Origin of the sequence: Flavobacterium chilense, from assembly GCF_001602525.1 — a bacterium.
GTDB classification, from domain to species: domain Bacteria; phylum Bacteroidota; class Bacteroidia; order Flavobacteriales; family Flavobacteriaceae; genus Flavobacterium; species Flavobacterium chilense.
On record NZ_LSYT01000005.1, the window covers coordinates 1 to 21215 of the forward strand.

General features: G+C 34.5%; 16 protein-coding genes. 6 read left to right on the forward strand and 10 right to left on the reverse strand.

Translation table 11 applies throughout. The features are described 5' to 3' along the window. The 5 genes from A4F88_RS12715 to rpsF all read right to left on the reverse strand — a co-directional run. Window positions 1–6836: Ig-like domain-containing protein (locus A4F88_RS12715; RefSeq protein ID WP_425337413.1), on the reverse strand; the 6836-nt coding region annotated here is incomplete at its 3' end. A gap of 1231 nt (window positions 6837–8067) precedes the next feature. Further along, on the reverse strand, window positions 8068–8541 hold the full coding sequence (locus tag A4F88_RS12725; protein ID WP_068842997.1) for a DUF6495 family protein: 474 nt from the start codon (window positions 8539–8541) through the stop codon (window positions 8068–8070). Between the two features lie 144 nt (window positions 8542–8685). After that, window positions 8686–9126 carry a 50S ribosomal protein L9 gene (rplI, locus tag A4F88_RS12730; RefSeq protein ID WP_068842998.1) on the reverse strand — a complete coding sequence of 147 codons (441 nt, stop codon included), beginning with the start codon at window positions 9124–9126 and terminating at the stop codon, window positions 8686–8688. A gap of 67 nt (window positions 9127–9193) precedes the next feature. After that, entirely contained in the window at window positions 9194–9490 is a 297-nt protein-coding gene (gene rpsR, locus A4F88_RS12735; protein ID WP_002987043.1) for a 30S ribosomal protein S18, read from the reverse strand. Window positions 9491–9495: 5 nt separating this feature from the next. Continuing rightward, entirely contained in the window at window positions 9496–9837 is a 342-nt protein-coding gene (rpsF, locus tag A4F88_RS12740) for a 30S ribosomal protein S6 (protein ID WP_068842999.1), read from the reverse strand. 178 nt (window positions 9838–10015) lie between these two features. Between rpsF and A4F88_RS12745 the strand changes: the two genes are divergently transcribed. Beyond that, entirely contained in the window at window positions 10016–10714 is a 699-nt protein-coding gene (locus A4F88_RS12745; protein WP_065449575.1) for a LytR/AlgR family response regulator transcription factor, read from the forward strand. On the opposite strand, the gene priA is transcribed toward A4F88_RS12745, so the two are convergent. The 5 genes from priA to nadC all read right to left on the reverse strand — a co-directional run bounded on the left by priA (window position 10711) and on the right by nadC (window position 16250). Further along, window positions 10711–13161 (reverse strand): replication restart helicase PriA, encoded by a 2451-nt coding sequence (gene priA, locus A4F88_RS12750; protein WP_068843000.1) that lies wholly within the window; start codon window positions 13159–13161, stop codon window positions 10711–10713. The genes A4F88_RS12745 and priA overlap by 4 nt on opposite strands. A gap of 25 nt (window positions 13162–13186) precedes the next feature. Beyond that, window positions 13187–13933 (reverse strand): subclass B1 metallo-beta-lactamase, encoded by a 747-nt coding sequence (bla-B1-FLAV, locus tag A4F88_RS12755; RefSeq protein WP_068843001.1) that lies wholly within the window; start codon window positions 13931–13933, stop codon window positions 13187–13189. Window positions 13934–13949: 16 nt separating this feature from the next. After that, window positions 13950–14378: a DUF2147 domain-containing protein gene (locus A4F88_RS12760; RefSeq protein ID WP_068843002.1), complete on the reverse strand. Its 429-nt coding sequence runs from the start codon at window positions 14376–14378 to the stop codon at window positions 13950–13952. Window position 14379: 1 nt separating this feature from the next. Beyond that, window positions 14380–15303 carry a YihY/virulence factor BrkB family protein gene (locus tag A4F88_RS12765; protein WP_068843003.1) on the reverse strand — a complete coding sequence of 308 codons (924 nt, stop codon included), beginning with the start codon at window positions 15301–15303 and terminating at the stop codon, window positions 14380–14382. An 89-nt stretch (window positions 15304–15392) separates the two neighbouring features. Then, entirely contained in the window at window positions 15393–16250 is an 858-nt protein-coding gene (nadC, locus tag A4F88_RS12770) for a carboxylating nicotinate-nucleotide diphosphorylase (protein WP_068843004.1), read from the reverse strand. Window positions 16251–16601: 351 nt separating this feature from the next. On the opposite strand from nadC, the gene A4F88_RS12775 reads away from it, so the two are divergent. The 5 genes from A4F88_RS12775 (at window position 16602) to A4F88_RS12795 (ending at window position 21169) form a co-directional block, all read left to right on the forward strand. Continuing rightward, window positions 16602–17702 (forward strand): DNA alkylation repair protein, encoded by a 1101-nt coding sequence (locus A4F88_RS12775; RefSeq protein ID WP_068843005.1) that lies wholly within the window; start codon window positions 16602–16604, stop codon window positions 17700–17702. A gap of 268 nt (window positions 17703–17970) precedes the next feature. Next, window positions 17971–18852 (forward strand): pirin family protein, encoded by an 882-nt coding sequence (locus A4F88_RS12780; RefSeq protein ID WP_068843006.1) that lies wholly within the window; start codon window positions 17971–17973, stop codon window positions 18850–18852. A 3-nt stretch (window positions 18853–18855) separates the two neighbouring features. Next, on the forward strand, window positions 18856–19251 hold the full coding sequence (locus A4F88_RS12785) for an OsmC family protein (RefSeq protein WP_068843007.1): 396 nt from the start codon (window positions 18856–18858) through the stop codon (window positions 19249–19251). A gap of 6 nt (window positions 19252–19257) precedes the next feature. Further along, window positions 19258–19542: a GNAT family N-acetyltransferase gene (locus A4F88_RS12790; protein ID WP_068843008.1), complete on the forward strand. Its 285-nt coding sequence runs from the start codon at window positions 19258–19260 to the stop codon at window positions 19540–19542. Between the two features lie 211 nt (window positions 19543–19753). After that, on the forward strand, window positions 19754–21169 hold the full coding sequence (locus A4F88_RS12795) for an amidohydrolase family protein (RefSeq protein WP_068843009.1): 1416 nt from the start codon (window positions 19754–19756) through the stop codon (window positions 21167–21169). Window positions 21170–21215: the final 46 nt, after the last annotated feature.

The window sequence follows — 21215 nt, forward strand, 5'->3', positions numbered from 1 at the left end:
TCTTTGATCGCGGCATAGTATGTTCCGCTGGTTAAAGCAGTTGTAGAAGCAATTGCTGTTCCGCCTGTTAAAGCAGTATACCAAACGATATTGGCTTCGTTGAACTGAACACTTGCAAATGTTGGTGCGTTTACCAAACAGAAGTTTTGTGTTCCTGCTGTTACCAATGTTGGTGTTCCAGGATCGGTAACACTTATCGTTACGGCTAATCTTTCAGCACTTTCGCATAAGGTAGTTGGATCTTTGATCGCGGCATAGTATGTTCCGCTGGTTAAAGCAGTTGTAGAAGCAATTGCTGTTCCGCCTGTTAAAGCAGTATACCAAACGATATTGGCTTCGTTAAACTGAACACTTGCAAATGTTGGCGCATTAGCCAAACAGAAGTTTTGTGTTCCTGCTGTTACTAGTGTTGGTGTGCCAGGATCGGTAACACTAATGGTTACAGCTAATCTTTCTGCACTTTCACATAAGGTAGTTGGATCTTTGATCGCGGCATAGTATGTTCCGCTGGTTAAAGCAGTTGTAGAAGCAATTGCTGTTCCGCCTGTTAAAGCAGTATACCAAACGATATTGGCTTCGTTGAACTGAACACTTGCAAATGTTGGTGCGTTTACCAAACAGAAATTTTGTGTTCCCGCTGTTACTAAAGTTGGTGTTCCAGGATCAGAAACTATAACTGCTACTACAGATCGAATTGAACTTTCACAGCCCATCGGATCTTTTATTGCGCCGTAGTAAGTCCCGGTTACTAAAGCAGTTGTAGGATCTAATGCTGTTCCTCCAGATGCTGCTGTGTACCAAACTACATTTGCTTCGTTAGCCTGAAGATTAGCAACTGTTGGAACATTTATCAAACAGAAATTCTGATTATAACTTGTAGAAGTTGGCGTGGCCGGATCATTAACAATCACCGTTGCAACTTTAAGTTCTCCATTTTTATTCTGACATGTATTATCACTTGTTACAGCTACATAATAAGAAATAGGACTCATAGCAGTTGTAAGACCTGATACCGTTAAGACTCCGGTCGTATTGTTAACTGCATATGTTACTCCGCCTACTGTTCCATTAAGAATTGGCTGAGTTTTATTAGCATCCAGATACCAAAAGAAAACCGGATTTGCCAGAGTGCTTGTTGGTGTTAATACTGCATTTGTATCATGACAAATAGATGCATTATCTACTTCAATATCTGTAGGCAATGAAGTTGGTAAAATAGTAAACGTTACTTGTTTTCTATTTGCTGGTAAAGTTTCACAAAACTCATCTGAGCTAACTCCAACATAGTAAGTATAAGTTCCGGGAGCTAATCCTGTTACTATTAGTTTAGCAGTATTTTCACCTGCAATTAACTGGCTTGTGGTTCCATCGAAACTGTACCAATGATATACAGGATTAGTAAGTACTGGTGTGTTGCTCAAAATTGCATCCAGTGTTACCTGACCAGTTTCTGAACAAATTATAGTACTATTTCCTCCGTTTATAGTTACACTTGCTATTGCTCCGGCAGGAGTTGTAGCTCTAACTACTACTGTTACTTCTCCTCTTTCTAAAGCAGCACAACCGTAACGAATTGGCTGAACATAATATTTGTAAGTTCCTGCAGCTAATGTAGCCGGTATAGTATAAGTTTGACCGCTCGCTACAAGATTTCCTCCGGTTGGCGAATCATACCAGGCATAATCGGCACAGGATTTGGGCGGAACCTGGAGCGTGACAGCTGCTCCGGGACAGACCGTAATTTTATTTTCGGGATCAGCACCAATAACCTGAGTATTGGTTACACGATCAATAGTGTGAACTCTAAGCTGATCTAAAACGCTTGCAACTCCTCCAAAAGTAATTACTACTTTATCGTATGGCTGAGTTTGAGGTGCAACAATAGTCATAGCCATTGTATCTCCTGAAAGTAATTTTAAAGTCAATAAATTACTTGTATTTTGTATTGGGGCACCTACAGCAATATTTCCTGAATAAAGCTGAATTGTAAATCCGGTAAGTAAATTAAGATTTAAAAGTGTTCCCGGTTTAGAAATTGTGATTCTTAAACTATCACCCACCATAGATGGTGTTCTAAAAGTTGTTGTAAGCTCTGCTGCAGCAAGTACTCCTGCACCGCTAAACATTGTAGCATAAGTAGCAATGTCACCATCAGCCACATTCCATGGATTAGAAACCCCCACAGTAGCGGTCAGTGCACCAACTCCTAAATCTTTAACCCCAGAGAATATATCTTCGATATCACCTTGTCCACAAGCAATTTGTGTAACTTGTTTTTTATAATAGGCATCATAAACATTAATGTTTTGTGCCACACTTAAAACAGATCCTAATTGTACACGGATACCATCATAATCCTGAAGTCCTGAAGTATTAGAAGGTACAAATGTATATTCGAATGAATTTTGACCTGGTAATAAATTCAATAATGATCCTGATACAGATTGTAAAGTTCCAATATCAATTGGATTATTAGATCCGTCGCGTTTAGTACCTATTACTGATATACTTTGTCCAACAGCAATTAAACTGTTTTCTAAACCTAATTTTACCGTTACCGGAGTTCCTTTAGGAATAGTCGTTGGCCATTGCAGATTTTGCCAGGTAGTTCCAATACCTAAAAGCCCTAAACCAGTTGTAATGGTTGAAAAAGTACTTGGATCATTATCTACAGCCAAAGGTCCGTTTGTCACTGTTCCCGTAATAACAGAACCTGATAGTTGAGAATTAGCGTATACTCTTTCTAATAATGTATCACAAGTCGCAGGATCAATAACACTAATTGTTACTGTTTGACTGGTAGTACAAGATCCGTTGCTGGCAATTACAGTATAAGTAAAAACTCCTACTGTATTTAAAGGACCTGTACTATTAGATCCTAAAACATTTCCTTGTGGATCATACCAGGTAATTGTTCCGTTTGATGTTGCATTCAAAGTAACCGAAGAACCTTTTGTAACCGCTATTGAACTTGTTACTCCTGTTAAGGTTGGTAATGGAGTTACGTTTACAGTTACCGGTAATTTTGCAGATGGACATGCAACACCTGTTGTCTGAGCCTGAATAAAATAATTACCACTAGAAGTGATGTTTGATGCAACCTGATCTGTAATTGGATTATTGGCTGAATCAAAGAAAGTATAAGTTGTATTTCCTGATGTATCAAAATTTACAATCGCATCTTTCAGGCTTACTTTCGCACAACCTCCAAACGGACTTGTAACTGCTAAAGCTGAACCTACAGGATAATCTACCTCTACAGCTTTTAGTGATCCGTTTATATTTTCACAAATACCTCCGTTAAGAACTGATACATAATAAGTATAAGGTGCATTGGCAGCAATAAGTCCGCTAATAGTAAGTGCTCCTGTTGTAGGATCTTTTACATAAGTTACTCCTGCTACGGTACCTGTTGTAATTTCTTGTGTTTTATTTTGATCAGTATAATATTTAAAAGTTGCTCCTGCTAAAGCAGATGTTGGTGCTAATACAATACCTCCGGCACAAGAAGCTGTTAAAGGACTTGCAATTGTAATATCTGCTGCAGTTGGCAGAGGCAATACAGTAATTGTTACTGGCTGACGTACACTATTGATACAAGTTCCTCCACGGGTAGCTTCTAAATAATAAGTAGTAGTTGCGGTTAAAGCAGCCGTTGGATTAACAGTTACTACATTTCCTCCTGTGGGAGCATCATACCATGTAAATGTTTCCGTTCCTGTAGAAGATGCTGCTAGTGTAACGGTTGATCCTGAACAAATTGGAGATGAAGCTCCTGTTATTGTTGCATTTGGAAATCTATATGAAGCTCCATAAATGTTCAGAGTAGTTAATAAAGTTGCTGCTGCTCCTCCAATACGAATTTCAAGTTTATTAAATGCTGCAGTTGCTGCAAAAGTGGCTTTAAATTTATTTCCTGACAGTAATTGTAAGCTCAATAAATTATTTGTAAGCAAAAATCTGTCATTATTAGAGGTTGCTCCATTATAGGTTGCAAAACTAATTCCACCTCCTAATAAAGATACATCAGCAAGACCGTTTGGTAATTCTAAATCTACCTCTATAATATCTCCTGCCTGACCCGGATTAGGGAAAGTCAATTGCTGTTGTATGTAAGCACCTAATGCTGCAACCGGAGTATGAAGGCTGGCAAATGTATTTATATCTCCATCGACAGAATCATCCGGGTTAGAAGAAGTACATAAAGCACAAAGTACACCATCTGTAGATGTTACCTGAGAATCAGGCTGTAAACAATTACTAACCGTATTGATTACCATCACATTAATTACAGCTCTTGTGCTACTTGTACAATCTGAAATTAAAGCTCTTCCCTGAACATAGAATGTTTTATTTGCAGTTAAAGCCGGACTAGGTGTATATGTACTTGAATTTGCTAATAAAAGATTTCCTCCTGTTGGAGCATCATACCAATCATATTCAAATCCTGCACTTGCTGTAACTGCTAAAGTTACACTTTGACCGGAATGAATCACCACATTTGATGATAATGGAACTGGTGCCGCTGGTCTTGGATTCACTGTTACCGTAACAGGTGTACGAGTTGCGCTCAAACAGCTTCCAATTCCTGCTTCAACATAGTAAGTTGTAGTCGCAGTTAAGTTTGGCGTCGCGTATGAAGTACCCGTAAATACCAAATTCCCACCAGTAGCTGCATCATACCATCTATAGGTTGTTCCTGCAATTGGTGAGTCGATTGTTATTGTTGTTGTATCACCACTACATAAATTAGAAGGGCTGGCAGTAACAACTAATGGAGCTACAGGATTACTTACTGTTACAACAACAGGGTTTCTTTCACTATTTACACAACCACTACGTGTTAATTCTACATAATAAGTTGTATTAACAGTTAAAGGCAGCGTTGTATAAGCAGCCGTACTGCTTAATAAGTTTCCTCCGGTTATGGCATCATACCATTTGATTGTTTCACCTAAGGCCAGATTAGCCGTTAAAGTTGTAGTTTGACCACCGCAGATTGCTACGTTGCCTGAAATTACAGGTGCTTTATATCGGTAAGTTGCCTGATAAATATCCAGATTTGTTAATGCTGTTACAACACCGCCCAATCTAATTTCGACACGATCAAAATTTGCACCTGCTACAATACTTGCTTTAAATCTGTTTCCTGATAATAATTGCAAAGTAACCAAAGGATTATTGATAAAAACTCGGTCACCATTATATGTTGCTCCATTATATGTGGCTAAACTCACAGCTCCTAATAATGAAAGATCGGCAATACCTCCTGGTAAGGCCAATTCTACATCTACAATATCTCCCGTTTTACCCGGATTATTAAATTGTAATGTTTGTTGAATCCATCCATTTACTAAACCAACCGGAAGTGTTAATCTGGCTGCTGTAGCACTATTACCATCTACAGAATTATTTGGAGTTGTAGAAGAACAAAGCAAACAAAGTCCGTTTTGAGTAGTCTGCTGGCTATTGGCTTCAAGACAGCCTCCTAACGGAGCTGGTAAAACGGTCACTGTTACAGGTACTCTTGTTGCACTTACACATGCTCCAACAGTTGAGCGTGATTCAACATAATATGTTTTAGTTGCCGTTAAAATTGGAGTTGTAAATGTATTTGAATCTCCTAATAATTTAGTTCCACCTGTTGGTACATCATACCAGTCTAAAGTAACATTTGCTTCAGAAGTTGAAGCATTTAATGTGGCATTCTGACCAGATAATATAGATACACTTTGGGTTAAAATTGTTGCAAGTCCCGGAACCGGTGTCGAAGTAACAGTAACCTGAGTTCGTGTTGGGGTTTTACAAATACCTATTGCCGCTTCTACATAGAAATTAGTAGTCCCTACAGGAACAGTTGGTGTATAGGTATTTCCCGTAATTAAAAGATTCCCACCTGTTGCAGCATCATACCAGGAATAAGTAGTTCCTAATACCGGATTTATCACTGATAAAGTTGTCGCCTGGGTTGCCCCCGCTGAACAAATCGAAGTTCCTGTGGTGCTTATCGTCGGCAAAACAGGATTCAAGATATTTATAGTTACTGGCAATCGCTCACTACCCTCACAACCTGCAGCTCTGGTCACTCCTATATAATAAGTGGTATTAGCATTTAAAGTAGGAGTAGTAAAAGTATTGGCAGTAGATAAAGCAGCAGTTGATGTTGGCGAATCATACCACGCTAAAGATGTTCCTGCTACCGGAGTAGCTGTTAATGTCGTAGAAGTTCCTGTACAAATTGATTGAGTTGTACCTCCGGTAATCGTTGGTTTTGCAAAATCTAATCGTACATCGTAAATTTTTAAATTTACAAGAAGACTCAAAAGGCCTCCAACCTGAATCTGTACTTGATTGGTATCTCCTGTCACAGTATATTTAAATACTCCAATAGTATTACCGTTAAGTAAATTCAGATTAAGCAGCGGACTGTTTAAAGGTAGACTTGAACCTACATTAACTCCTGAAAGCTTAGTCTGAAGAGTTACATTCGATAACAATCCTACATCCAGTAAACCATTGCCTGTACCTAAATACAAAACAATTTGATCTCCTGCTTTTGCAGTTTGATTCAGGGTTAAAGTCTCTTCGACAAAACACCCTACACCGACGGCATTTGTCAGACTCGCATAAGTCGCTAAGCTTGCGTCATTATCATATGCGCTCGCGGGATTAGTTACATTTAATCCTACACATAAAAGTCCACCCTGGCTATTGGTTTGAGAGATAGGTCTACAAACAGTTTGCGCAAAAGTGTTACTACATAAAAGGAATAAAAGTAATAGTCCGAATAATCTCTTTTGAAAATCGAGATCATAAAAAGTAAAAGTTTTTTTCATAATTTGGAAGATTAGAAAATGGACAATAAAATACCTCTTGCGATAAGCACGTATGCTTAGGCAATTTAAAAAACACTAAAAATCAACTAGTTAAAATGAAATTTAAATTCGTAGTATACTAAGAATGTAAACTCCATTTCGTAAAAAAAATCATGTTGTATTGCGTATAACAAAGTATACTAAAGAGCATTTTTTATTCGATGTGAATAAAAAAGATCTCAAAAAATTTGAGGAATACTGATCTAAACCAGAATTCCGGGAGGAGTGATTTGTTATAGTACTAATTTTCATAAAAGAAAATTTAAGTTTAGGAGAACTGGGGTATTCCTTGATATATAGTATAATTCAATATTCATAAAAAGTTGATTAGGCTTTCTATAAACTTTGTTTCTTTAGATTAAACTCTAAAAATTGAATCAATTTATTTTAATAGCAATAGTGTCGAATTTAAAATTTTAAACACGACAATGCATTTCATTCACAAAATCTCCGATTGGGATTTGTAAATAAAAAAATAATATAATTGGAAAATTGTTGAAATAAGTTTGAAGTGGAACTAAAATTGAATTTGATGATAAATTCAATTTTATTCAAACTAATAAAAAATAAAGCTAAAATAATACTAATTCCTAATGCAAGCCAGATAAAGAAAGTAATGATCAATTCCATAAGCAAATTAATTAAGGATTATAAAAAACTTTAACTACAAACCATAATAAAAGTAAAACCACTTTTATTATAAACATTTAAAGACTTTTAAATGATGTTTTTGGAAAAGCAACAAAAGTAACTTTGTTTAACTTTATTATTCTAAAATTAGGAAAAAGGGAAACACAAAACAAGTATAAAATTCCTATTTTTTTGATTTTAGTAAAAATTTAGTTTTGGGAAATAAAGGGAAACACCACAAAAAACTACTGTTTACAAAGAAAAAAGGGTGTTATAAATATCTTAAAAAAAGATGCACATTTTCTGTTAAATCTCTAAAAAGAAAGTTATAACTTACAAAATAAATCACACAATCGATTTAAATTTGAATTTAAAAAGATAAATGAGAACAAAATCTTACAAATACAAAGATGTTTTTTGTTTTTTTGAGTTATTCAAAAAAAACACGTAGAAATACGGGGTAAAAAAAATACAAAACTTTAAACAAAAGTTAAATAATTAAAAATAGGTAAATAATTTAACATCAATTACTTACCTATTTTATGATTAATTTGAGTAAAAATTAAGATTCTATAATAGTATTGATTTGAGTAAACAATTGTCCATCACTTAAAAAGGCACCTTGCTGAATCAATTCAAAAATAGAAGCATTTCGATCTTCAGTAAAAACTTTTTTACCTACTTTCATCTCTATATTTTCTGTAAACATATTATCACTAAGCCATTGTAAACCTTCTTTAGTTAAAAAATCAGTTTCAGGAACCAAAGATTTTAATACTATTGACTTAACATCTTTTTCAAAACACTGGAATAAAAAGATATGATTCCTAGAGAAATGTTCCAGAAATTCTGCTCTGGATAAAACACCTTCCCAGATCAAATCTGAAAATACATCCAGTTCCTGTTCTGCTACTTCAGGTTTATTTATTTTTAGAGAATCCCACTCTGCTTTATCAATAGTTTGAGTTGCTAAAAAATTAGCGAATTCAGCGTGCAATTCATCAAATTGCTCTTTTGTTAATCTTGCGTATTTCATTTTCTTTTAGGCTTTATGCCTCACGCTATAAGCTTTAAGCAAGCTGCTTTGCGCCAATAACTTTAAGTCTGATTAATTATATTACCTGATTTAAACAAAAAAATCCCGATTCGCATCGGGATTTTTATATAGTACATAAAACTATTACTTTTCAGCGATAATTTCGTATGGTAATTCAACGATAACATCTCTGTGTAAACGGATGCTAGCAGAATATTTTCCAGTACGTTTAACGATACCGCTAGTGATGAATTTTCTATCGATAGCGTTACCAGATTTCTCTAAAGCTTCAGCAATATCGATGTTTGTGATAGAACCAAAAAGTTTCTCTCCACCAGCTTTTGCAGTAAGTTTAATTTCAAGAGCTTTTAAAGTTTCAGCTAATGCTTTAGCATCAGCAACAACTTTAGCTTCTTTGTGTGCTCTTTGTTTTAGGTTTTCAGCTAAAACTTTTTTAGCAGAAGGAGTTGCTAAAGTAGCAAAACCCTGAGGAATTAAATAGTTACGTCCGTAACCAGGTTTTACAGATACTACATCATCTTTAAATCCTAAGTTTTGTACGTCTTGTTTTAAAATAAGTTCCATGTTGTTGTCCTTATATTTTAGAAGTTAGGTTCTGTTTTAATCAGAAACCAGCGACTAGAGTTTTTAATTATTTTAATAAATCGGCCACGTATGGCATTAAAGCTAAGTGACGAGCTCTTTTTACAGCTACAGAAACTTTTCTTTGGTATTTTAATGAAGTACCTGTTAAACGACGAGGAAGAATTTTTCCTTGCTCATTAACAAATTTCAATAAGAAATCAGCATCTTTATAATCGATGTATTTGATTCCTGATTTTTTGAAACGGCAATACTTTTTAGTTTTGTTAGTTTCAATGTTTAAAGGCGTTAAATATCTGATATCTCCGTCTTTTTTTCCTTTTGCAGATTGTTCGATTGTAGACATAATAATTACGCTTTAGTAGATTTTAATTTAGCTCTTCTTCTTTCCGCCCAAGAGATAGCGTGCTTATCTAAACTTACAGTTAAGAAACGCATAACTCTTTCGTCACGTCTGAATTCAGTTTCAAAAGCTAAAAGAACTTCTCCAGCTACTTTGAATTCGAATAAATGGTAAAAACCACTTTTTTTGTTTTGGATTTCGTAAGCCATTTTTTTAAGACCCCAATCCTCTTTCGATACCATTTCAGCTCCTCTACTAGTAAGAAATTCTTCAAATTTCGTTACTGTTTCCTTCACCTGAACCTCAGATAAAACGGGATTTAAAATGAAAACAGTTTCATAATGATTCATAAATACAATATTTATTTGTTAAAATTGGGTGCAAAAGTAATCATTAAATTTAAATATCCAACACTTTTTCAGTTTTATTCGTTGTAAAGCAAAAAATATACGCCGTCTTTAGTTTTTTTTATAAAAAAATAATACATTTACTACTGCTATCCTGAATTTATTTTAAATTTTAAATGTTATGAAACTAAACTGTGTTGTTGTAGATGATAGTTCTATACAAAGGACCATTATTGCAAAATTAGTTAATAATCACCCAGGTTTGCACTTAATCGGGGACTTTTCTAATGCAATAGAAGCAAAAAGCTGTATCTCTTTAAATAATATTGATTTAATTTTTCTGGATATAGAAATGCCTGTTATTAATGGTTTTGACTTTCTTGACGGCTTAAAATCTAAGCCACAAATTATATTTATTACTTCTAAAGCTGAATATGCTTTAAAAGCGTTTGACTATGATGCAACAGATTATCTTCAAAAACCTATTGCTGTAGATCGTTTTAATGCTTCTGTAAAAAGAGCCATTGATATGCATTTACTTAAAAAAGACGTAAAAGAGGAAGAAGGAGAGCATATATTCATTAAAAGTAATCTTAAAAAGCTTAAAATCTTTACAGCAAAAATCAAATGGATTGAAGCATTTGGAGATTATGTAAGAGTAGTTACCGAAGACGATAGTAATCTGGTACTTTCTACTATGAAATCTTTTGAAAACGATTTATCCAAAGACAAATTCATTCGTGTACACAAGTCCTACATTATCAATATAGATAAGGTAGAACGCTTTAATAGTAAATTTGCCGAAATTGGTATTACAAAAATTCCGCTTAGCCGAAACAAAAAAGAAGATCTTGTAAAAGCATTGTCAACGTCGTCTTAATAAAAATCGACGTTTGCAATTACCTTTATAGCTCTGTACTGAGCAACCGCTTCAAAACTATTCAACATTTTCTGAATAGTTTTTTTTGTGCTTCCCAGAGGCAGGTTCTGCGGAATCTTTATCAAAATGGTTCTGATATATTCATTCCTGATTCTGCTAATCGCCGGTTCTTCTGGTCCCAAAACAGGCATATTCAGGTTCTGGCTTAAAACCTGATACAGCCACATTGAGCCTTCTTTTAGCTTTTCAAAATCACGGTGTTTCAAAGTTAGCTTGATAATCCTGAAATAGGGAGGATATTTATAAATCTGACGATCATACAATTGCTCCTTATACATACCTATATAATTATGGTTTGTAACCTGCTGAATTGTATTGTGATTTGGATTATAAGTCTGAATTACAACTTTACCCTGTTTTTCAGATCTTCCTGCTCTTCCCGCAACCTGTGTCATCATTTGAAAACTACGCTCAAAAGCCCTAAAATCGGGATGATGCAGCATATTATCTGCATTCATAATCCCAACCAGACTAACATTATCAAAATCCAGACCTTTGGCAAGCATTTGAGTTCCTACCAAAATATCAATTTCACGATTTTTAAAAGAATCTATTATCTTTTCAAAACCAAATTTCCCACGGGTAGTGTCCTGATCCATTCTTCCGGTTTTGGCTTTTGGAAAAAGAGAAACCAACTCCTGTTCGATTTGTTCCGTTCCAAACCCTTTTGTTGTTAAATCAATACTCGAACAACTATGACAATGTGTTGGTTTTGCAATTGAATAACCACAATAATGGCAACGCAACTGATTTTTATGTTTATGATAAGTAAGACTCACATCGCACTGCTGACAATGAGGCACGTGTCCGCAAGTCAGACATTCAATTATAGGCGAATATCCTCTTCTGTTTTGAAATAAAATAATCTGCTCGCCCAACGACAAAGATTCTGCAATTTCTTCAATTAAAAGGTCGCTAAAATGCCCTGTCATTTTTTTTCTGAAATGCTTGTCTTTTAAATCAACTAAAAGTACTTCAGGCAAACGCACATTTTTATAGCGTTCAGAAAGCGTTACCAATCCGTATTTATCGTTTTGTGTATTAAAATAGGTCTCAATACTTGGAGTTGCAGAACCTAACAACACTTTAGCTTTATGGAAATTAGCCAGAACAATTGCAGCATCTCTGGCATGGTATCTTGGCGCAGGATCGGTTTGTTTAAAAGTCTGCTCGTGCTCTTCGTCAACAATCAGTAATCCTAATTCATTAAAAGGTAAAAACAAAGCTGATCTCGCACCTATTACAATTTGCGCTTTTGGTGAATTCTCGAGCGTTTGCCTCCAAACCTCAACTCTTTCATTATTGCTGTATTTAGAATGAAAAACAGCTACTTTATCTCCAAAATGAAGCCTTAAACGAGAAACCAGTTGCGTGGTAAGTGCAATTTCCGGAAGCAAATACAAAACCTGCCTTCCCGTTTCCAGATATTCTTCAATTAGTTTAATATAAATTTCCGTTTTTCCGCTTGAAGTAACGCCGTGAAGCAAACAAACTTCTTTTTCGGAAAAACTCTCTTTTATGGCTGTAAAAGCATTTTCCTGAGCTTCGCTCAAAAGTAATTGCTTATCTGTAGCTTCCCCGGAAAAAGAAACCCTGTCGTGCTGCAAAAGATATTCCTCAAAAATTTCTTTGTCAATTAAAGCTTTTACAATAGACGAAGTCGAATTAGAAACCTCAACCAATTGTTTTACTGTAATTGGTTTCTTCTCAGTTGCCATAATTTGAAAATAAGCCAAAACAACTTCCTTTTGTTTGTTGGCATTTTTCAAAACTTCTAACAATCCACCCAAACCATTATCTAATTCGTATCTAGCATGCAATTTTACATACCGAATTAATTTGGGCTTATAACTTTCTTTAATTTCTTCTTCTAAAAAAATGATATCTTTTGCAATCATTTTTTGAAGAACTGGAAAAATATTTTTCTTGTTTAGTATCGAAATAATATCCTGGACTTTAAGCGAACTCTGATGATGTAAAGCTTCGTAAACCAGAAACTCTTCATCAGAAAGTTCAGAATCATTTACTACGACATCCGGCTTATGCGAAATAATAGTTTCGCTCTCCAGTAATAATCCACTCGGGAAAGCGCCTCGATAGACATCGCCAATTCCGCACATATAATATGTCGCCACCCAAAGCCAGTGCTTGATCTGAACTTCAGTAGCAATAGGTCTTTCATCCAGAATCTGATGAATCTCTTTTGCCTCATACAAATTGGGTTCATTTTGATGAATATCAATAACCAATGCTGTATATATTTTGCTTTTACCAAAAGGCACCGCAACCCGCATTCCTTTTTTAATGAAATGAAATTCGGCCTCAGAAATACGATACGTAAAAGTTTTAGCTAAGGAAAGCGGCAGAACAACTTCGACAAAAAACATGTAACTATTTTATAAGATTGGTGGATTATTTTTTTTCTGAAGTTTTTGCTTCATTGTAAGCCTGAACTAATTTTAAAGTATGATCTAAAGAGGTTAACACTTTCCAATCATCATGACCGGTAATAATATATTTAGGACTCTTGAATTTCGCCTGTACTATTTTAATAGACTTCTCCCATGCTTTAACATCAGCATCACCCAGATAACCTAAATCTTTAGCCTCGGCACTTTTAATAAAGCAGCCTCCGTAAAGCACTTTTTCTTTATTAAACCAAACTACAATATTATCCTGTGCATGACCTTTACCAGGATAAAACACTTCAAAAGTATGATTTCCTACCGTAAATGTAGTATCATTTGGGATTATAAATTCAGCTCTTTTTTCGTTATTCTTTTGCAGGATCTGATCCGTTAATTTTATTGTATACGTTTTGATCCCTTTTTGTCTGTAAAAATCCAGACCTCCTGCCCTGTCTTCATGCGAATGTGTAGCAAAATGCATAATAACACTCTTATTATGTTTTGCCTTTATACTATCCAGTAAAGGCTGAAATTGTGTTTTATCCCAGGGTGCATCAAACAAAACAACTCCTTTGTTTGTAACAAGATACATCGCATTTGCAGAAATCAGTGTTCCATTGTAATCATGAAAAGTTCTATAAACATAAAAGTCACCTGTTAGATGACTTATTTGTAATGGCGAACTCTTAGATTGTGCAAAACTATGCGATAGTATTCCTAAGAATAAAAGTAATGATGCTAATTTTCGCATTTTATTTTTTATGAAATTAATTTTTCACTCTCGTCCAATATTGCGTTCTTCCCATAATAGAAATTCCAATATAACCACGAAGCTTTAATTTATCAGCCGAATCAAGTGTAATATAACATTTGTATTTTTTTCCGTTTGTTGGATCCAAAATAGTACCGCCGTTATATTCAGAACCGTCTTTTTTAAGACCATTAATAATGATCATTCCTAAAATAGGCTTGTTTTTTTCTGCACCATCACATTTAGAACAAACATCTTTTTTATGATCTTCACGAAGTATCTCTACAACTTTTCCATATAATTTTCCAGACTTCTCGTAAACTTCTACAATCGATTTTGCCTCTCCGGTTTCATCATCAATTGTTTTCCATTTTCCAATTACACTTTGAGCTTGCATACTCAATGCGCAGAAAAAAACACCAAGCGTTAACATCCAATTTTTCATACTATTTATTTTTTTTTTGTTTTAATTTTCTGATCGTAGCATTCAGTTCGAACCCTAAAAGCAGTATCATACAGTTTATCCAAATATAAAACATTAGAATTAATAATGTCCCAATTGAACCATAAAGTTCGTTATATTTTGAGAATTTTATAACCCAAATCCCAAAAAAGAACGAAGATATAACAATTAAGATGGTGGTAAAAACAGATCCAATGCTTATAAAAGGCACTTTATTATACTGTTTTGTACCATAACGCAATAATATTGAAGATGTTATCAAAATCATTAAAATCACAAACAAATATCGACCCAGAATAATCAGCGGAATACGATCACTAAGTACATCCTGAATAATTGTTTTTTGAATAAATACCTCAAAAACCACGATGGTTGCTACTGTAACAAACAATATAATGGTCATGATAAGCGAAATTGCCAAAGCAACCAGATACTGGCTAAAAAAACCTCGCTTGTCAAAAACATGCTTAGAGGATTCAAATCCGCTTAAAATACCATTGATACCATTTGCCATCAGGAAAATCGAAAGTAAAAAACCGGATGACAGCAATCCGGAGTGACTGTTGTTTAAAATATCGCTAATAATTTTACTGATCGCATCAAAAGTATTTGGAGGAACGCTTTGCTGCACAAACTGCAGAAAATCATTCTGGAAATTATCTATTGGAATAAACGGAATTAAGTTTAAAATAAATAAAGCAAAAGGAAATAAAGCCATAAAAAAGCTAAAAGAAACCGCACTCGCATGATACGAAAATGCTCCTTCAAGAATCCCTAAAGTATACATTTCGAGCAAATCATACAGTGAAAAACCTTCTAACCAGGGTAGTTTTATTCTCTTAAGAAATCGGGCACCATATCGTACAACTGGTATCTTTTCAATCCGATCTTCTATCTCTTGCGACATATTTTTAGATTTTAGATTTCTGAGTTTAGTCCAGCTATTGGGATAGATTTACAAAACTCATAACTTATAACTCAAAATTTATAACTTCGTTAAAAAGCTTTCAGGCTCAAATCCATGTTATAAACAGAGTGTGTTAAAGCACCGGATGAAATGTAATTTACACCGCATAAACCATATCCGCGAATTGTTTTTTCGTTGATATTTCCTGAAGATTCTGTTTGGCATTTATTACCAATTAACTCTACAGCGGTTTTAGTATCTTCATAATTAAAATTATCAATAAGGATTCTGTGTACACCATCGCTTAAAAGAATTTCACGAATCTCGTCAAGATTTCTGGCTTCAACAATAATTTTTAAATCCAGATTATTGGCTTTCAGATATTCTTTGGTTTTCTTTATTGCCAAAGTAATTCCGCCTGCAAAATCAATATGATTGTCTTTTAACATAATCATATCATACAAAGCATAACGATGATTTTCTCCTCCACCAATTTTAACTGCCCATTTTTCAGCAGCCCTGAAATTTGGAGTCGTTTTACGTGTATCCAGAATTTTAGCTCCGGTTCCTTCTAAAAGCTCCATCAAATGACTTGTTTTGGTTGCAATTGCAGACATACGCTGCATAGTATTCAGTACTACTCTTTCGGCTTTTAAGATCGATTGAGAACTTCCTGAAACTTCAAAAACAACTTCTCCGTATTCTACATGTGTTCCGTCTTCAATATAAGTCTTGATTTTTAGTTTTGGATCTACATATTCAAAAATCATTTTTGCAAGTGCAACACCTGCAATAATTCCTTGATCTTTTACTAATAATTTAGCCTGTCCGTGAGCCATTTCCGGAATACACGCCAATGAACTATAATCGCCCGGCCCCACATCTTCACGAATTGCATTGCTAATTAATAGTTGTAATTCGGTTTGAAATTGTACTTCGCTAATCATTCTTCTTAAATTTTATAAGATGCTAAAGTAGGATATATTTTGTGGATTTGAAAATTCAGCTTCTCCGAAAATTTTATTATTAACTAAAAATCTGATCAAAGTTACCCCATAAACCCCATATTTTTAAACACATAGAAACATAGATTTTGTAAACTCGCAAAGGACGTTTTACTTCCCATTAATCAACATAGTTTAGCGCCTTAGCTATGTGTTAAAATCCAGATTTTTTTTTAAATCATCTTCACTATATAATTTAAAATTCTATATTTCTATGTGTTTAAAAATTTCACGCAAAAACTATAATTTTAATTAGAAACATTAAATATCTTTGAGGTTCATTCAAACAAAATCATGGGCTTAATTAAAGATATTTACTCTGTTTCCTTTTACGAAAAATTTGGTCAGGCTGTCGCCGAAGTACATTCCGCTTTCGATAAACAAAAATTTATAACCACCATTTACGAAGGCGATTTTGCCCAAAAAGAATGGAAAGACCGCATGAAGCACACTACAACTGTATTACATCAGTTTATGCCTCAGTCTTTTCCTGAAGCTGTTGCCATAATCGATAAAATCATCCAAAACCTAAAGAAAAATAAATTTACAGATGGTAATCTGGCTTTTATTTTTTTTGCTGATTATATCGAAATGTATGGCTTAGATGATTTTAAAACTTCGGCAAAAGCCTTTGTTTCTATTACTCAATTTATCAGTTGCGAATTTGCTGTTCGTCCTTTTATTTTAAAATATAAAGAAAAAATGATTGACGAAATGACAACATGGTCGTTACACGAAAATCATCATGTACGAAGATTAGCCAGCGAAGGTTCCCGTCCGAGATTACCCTGGGCAATGGCAATTCCGTTCTTAAAACAAGATCCTTCTTCTATTCTGCCCATTTTAGAAAATCTAAAAAATGATCCTTCGGAATATGTTCGCAGAAGCGTTGCTAATAATTTAAATGATATTGCCAAAGACAACCCTCAAATTGTCCTTGAAATTGCGAGTAAATGGAAAAACATCTCTAAAGAAACCGACGGAATTATCAAACACGGATGCAGAACGTTACTAAAACAAGGGCATCCTGAAATTCTAAGTCATTATGGATTAGAAAGTACTAATATTGAACTTTCTTCTTTTGAAATCAAAACACCCATTGTAAAAATTGGAGATTATTTACAGTTTCAGTTTCATCTAAACAATAAAAACGAAGAACCAAAAACGATTCGTTTAGAATATGCCGTTCATTACAAAAAAGCCAAAGGACATTTGGCAAAAAAAGTCTTTAAAATCAGTGAGAAAATTTACCATCCTAATCAATTGACTAAGATTGAAAGAAATCAGTCTTTTAAATTAATTACAACCCGTGTTTTTCATACCGGAGTACATCAATTGTCGATTATCATTAATGGAACTGAGAGTGAAGTTTTAGAATTTGATTTAGTTCAATAATTTTAACTATTGCAATTTCATGCTCCAGCGGAGCAAAACATTTATAGAGAACAACAACATACCGTAAAAAAAGCTCCAGCGGAGCGACATATATTTTGTCCCAATGGGACTTTTAAACTTAAATTTAATCATCTCCTACAAAACTTAACCAACGTTTTTTCTTATTTTTATAAAACTAAAAATCTAAAAACAAGTTTTCTTAATCTAAATTAAGTTACAGATTCCTGTTACCACTGTAATTTTGTTTTCAAATCAAATCAAATTAATCATGTCAAATATTAATCTAATTATCGAAGAACGTGCTGCCAACATTGGCAACTTTATGGTAGGCCGATTATTGCCTTTCCGTGAAAAAAGAGCCGTTGGACCATTTGTGTTTATCGATCATATGGGACCTGCACATTTAAATCAATATCAAAATATGGATGTTCCGCCACATCCGCATATCGGACTTTCGACTTTGACATTTTTGTTTGAAGGAAGCATTATGCACCGCGATAGTTTAGGAACAGAATTAGAAATAAAACCTGGTGCCGTAAACTGGATGACTGCCGGAAAAGCAATCGTTCACTCTGAAAGAACGCCTGAATATTTAAGACATTCTGACAAAATGCTTCACGGTTTACAGATTTGGGTAGCGCTTCCGAAAGAATTAGAACAGATGAACCCAAACTTCACCCATGTTGAAGCTGATGATATTCCGGCTTGGAAAGAAGACGGTGTATCGTATAAATTAATTGCCGGAGAAGCATTCGGAAAAAAATCACCGGTTCCTGTTTATAGCCCTTTATACTTTATTGAAATAAAAAGTACCGAAGCTAGAAAGATAAACATAGGACATCATTTATTCGGCGAAAGCGGCTTATATATTTTGGAAGGAAGCATTAAAAGCGGTGAACATGTTTACGATCCAAAACAAATTTTAATTACAAACGACAGTACACTTTGTGAGTTTGAAATAGCCGAAAATTCTACGGTTTACATTTTTGGAGGAACACCTTTTCCTGAAGAACATTTTATATTCTGGAATTTTGTTTCTTCAGATAAAGAACTAATCGAAAAAGCAAAAAAAGACTGGACAGAACAAACTTTCCCGAAAGTTCCGGGTGAAACTGAATTTGTACCATTACCAGAACCCCGAATGAAATAATATATGGAAACGATATCAGCACAAATAGATACACGTTTGTATCGAACGGAAATAAAATCAGCCAGCGGAAATATTGTAATCGCCGATGAACCTCAGGAAATGGGAGGTAAAAATTTAGGTTTTAGCCCATCAGAACTTTTGGCTTCATCACTCGCATCCTGCACTTTGATTACGTTACGAATGTATATTAATCGTAAACAATGGGACGTTTCTGAAATCAATATCAAAGTTGATTTTGAACGTAATACCGATCAGAAAATATCTGTATTTACCCGAAAAATCGAAATTATAGGGGAAGTCGACGACAAGCAAAGACAGCGTTTAGAAACCATCGCAAACAGCTGTCCGATTCATAAAACATTAACAAACGCAATAGAAATTAAAACCACATTAATATAAAACATCATGGAAATTCAACAAATAAACGATACAAGAAGAGGTTACTTTGAAGCTGTAGAAGACGGAAAACAAGCCGGAAAAATGACCTATACCTGGGCAGGAGACTCAAAATTCATCATAGACCACACCGAAGTAAACGAAGAGTTTAACGGAAAAGGCGTTGGTAAAAAACTAGTTATGGCAGCCGTAGAATATGCCAGAACGAACAATCTTAAAATTATTCCGCTTTGTCCTTTTGCAAAAAGTGTTTTTGATAAAGTGACAGAGATTCATGATGTGCTTTTTTCGTAAGGTGCTAAGGTTCTAAGTTTTTAGGTTCAAAGAAGCAAAGGTTCAAAGATTTTTTATAGAGACGCACGAATTGTGCGTCTTTCTTGCTTTTTATAATATGTATTTCTCTTAAACTTTGTCCCTTTGCTCCTTTTACCTCTTGTGCCTAAAAACAAAAATTTTAAAGTCTGCTCGGAAACTTGTATATTTGCATGTAATTTAAACTTAGAGTATGACAAGGATAATTACGCTTTTCTGTTTTTTCATAGCACAAATCGGCTTTTCTCAATCGGCTGAAAATTATTTAGAAAAAATCAGAAATAACGAAGCTCTCTTAACAGCTTTCTTTCAACAAATGCCAAAAGGCGGAGATTTACACCATCATTTTTCGGGATCTATTTATGCAGAACCTCTTTTAGAAAGAGCCATTGCAGAAGATTTTTATCTGAATTTAGAAACGATGGCGGTTTCGAAAACAAAACCTGAAAAAGGAAACTGGGAAAGCTTTTCATCTCTTAAAGCAAAAGATAAACTAGAGTATTACGAACAGCAAATTATGCAGACTTGGTCTGTTAAAGATTACAATGGTTCTGTTCCTTCTGATGATCAGTTTTTTGACTCTTTTATGAAATTCGAACCTACTATCAAAGGTCATTTTGCAGAAGGAATGCTTGAATTAAAAAAACGTGCCATTGCCGAAAATGTAAGCTATATCGAGACACAATTATCAACAATTCCGTGTGACATGAATGTTTCTGACTTAAGTGATTTTAATACAAAACTACGTCAGGCAGCATCCCAAAAAGACGAAAAAGCAGTTTTAAAGCTTTTAGACGAATTGTATAAATTGATTCAGCAAAAAGAAGCCAAAAAATATGCAATTGATTTCAATACCAATTTTATAGCAAAACTACACAAAGACTTAAAAATTGATGATGACCGATTCACGATGCGCTATCAAAATTTTGTGCTTCGTTTTATGGATCCGGTTAATTTGTTCAAAAACCTGAGCATCGCTTTTATCTCGGCAAACGACAGCAAATTGGTTGCCGGTGTAAACATTGTTTCTCCGGAACATGGCGAAAATTCGATGAAAGATTATTGGCTGCATATGGTTATGTTCAAGTATTGTCATTCTAAATTTCCGGATGTAAAATATACGCTTCATGCAGGCGAGCTGACTCTTGGTCTGGTGCTGCCGGAAGATTTAACATGGCATATTAACGATGCCATTTATGTTGCAGGAGCTAACCGAATTGGTCATGGGGTTGATATTGCTTACGAAGCAAATTCATACGAATTATTGAAATATATGTCTAAAAATAATATTCCGGTTGAGATCAATTTGGCGAGCAACGAATTCATTTTAAAAGTAAAAGAAAACAGACATCCGTTTACACTTTACAAAGAATTTAATGTGCCAATTGTGATTAGTACAGACGATGCCGGAATCTTGAGAACCAATATGACAGAACAATATGTTTTACTAGCCAAAAGATATCCTGATGTTTCGTACGCTACAATAAAACAATATGTTTACAACAGCATCAATTATAGTTTTATTCAGGATGCATCAGTAAAAAAACAATTAGTGAAGGATTTGGATGCAAGATTTAAAACTTTTGAAGATAAATTTTCTAAGAATTAAAACTGTCCAATCTTTGCGAAAATTGCACGCAGATCTAAACTGATTG